General features: G+C 47.3%; 1 pseudogene. It reads left to right on the top strand.

Features of this window, described 5'->3' with window-relative positions:
* A pseudogene (locus tag ABT299_RS52675) lies at positions 1 to 1,406 on the top strand (peptidase S8); the annotation flags it as partial.

The following is a 1,406-nucleotide window of genomic DNA, read 5'->3' on the forward strand; positions in this document are numbered from 1 at the left end:
TGATGCACAAGGAAAGAAACATGATTTGAACACAACCTACGATGCTGCGACTAACAGTTTCACTGCCTCAATGCCGGTCACACATGCTGATTACGCCGCGAAAGTGGATCTATATGCCGATAAGGCGCATACCCAGTTGCTTAAACATTTTGACACTAAAGTTCGGCTGACGGCGCCAACCTTTACTGATTTGAAATTCAACAATGGCTCGGATCAGACCTCTGAAGCGACCATCAAGGTTACAGGGACGGTTAGTGCTGACACCAAGACAGTTAATGTTGGCGACACCGTAGCAGCACTTGATGCACAACATCACTTTAGTGTTGATGTACCGGTTAATTATGGTGACAATACCATCAAAGTGACCGCCACCGACAAAGACGGAAACACCACGACGGAGCAAAAGACGATTACCTCGTCTTATGATCCTGATATGTTGAAGAATCCTGTGACGTTCGATCAAGGTGTGACATTTGGTTCCAATGAATTCAATGCCACCTCGGCTAAGTTCTATGACCCTAAGACCGGGATTGCGACGATTACTGGTAAGGTCAAGCACCCAACGACAACGTTGCAGGTTGATGGTAAGCAAATTCCAATCAAGGATGATCTGACTTTCAGTTTCACTTTAGATTTAGGTACTCTTGGACAAAAACCGTTTGGGGTTGTTGTGGGTGACACCACTCAAAACAAGACCTTCCAAGAATCGTTGACCTTCATTTTGGATGCAGTGGCGCCAACATTGTCATTGGACAGCTCGACAGATGCACCGGTTTATACCAACGATCCAAACTTCCAGATTACTGGAACAGCCACTGACAATGCGCAATATCTGAGTCTGTCAATTAACGGCAGTTCTGTCGCCAGCCAATACGCAGACATCAACATCAATAGCGGCAAACCAGGTCATATGGCTATTGATCAGCCCGTTAAATTGCTCGAAGGCAAAAACGTGCTGACTGTTGCTGTTACAGATAGCGAAGACAACACCACGACCAAGAACATCACAGTTTACTACGAACCAAAGAAAACACTGGCAGCACCAACTGTGACGCCAAGTACCACTGAACCAGCCCAAACGGTGACTCTGACGGCAAACGCTTCCGCAACGGGCGAAACGGTTCAGTATAGTGCTGATGGTGGCAAGACATATCAGGATGTTCCGGCAGCCGGTGTCACGATCACGGCAAATGGCACCTTCAAGTTTAAGTCGACTGATTTATACGGTAATGAATCACCAGCCGTCGACTATGTTGTCACCAATATCAAGGCCGATGATCCTGCACAATTGCAGGCAGCTAAGCAGGCACTGACTAATCTGATTGCTTCCGCCAAAACGCTAAGTGCCAGCGGTAAGTATGATGATGCCACAACGACTGCTTTAGCAGCGGCAACGCAGAAGGCAC

Source organism: Spirillospora sp. NPDC000708 (assembly GCF_040299565.1).
GTDB lineage: Bacteria > Actinomycetota > Actinomycetes > Streptosporangiales > Streptosporangiaceae > Spirillospora.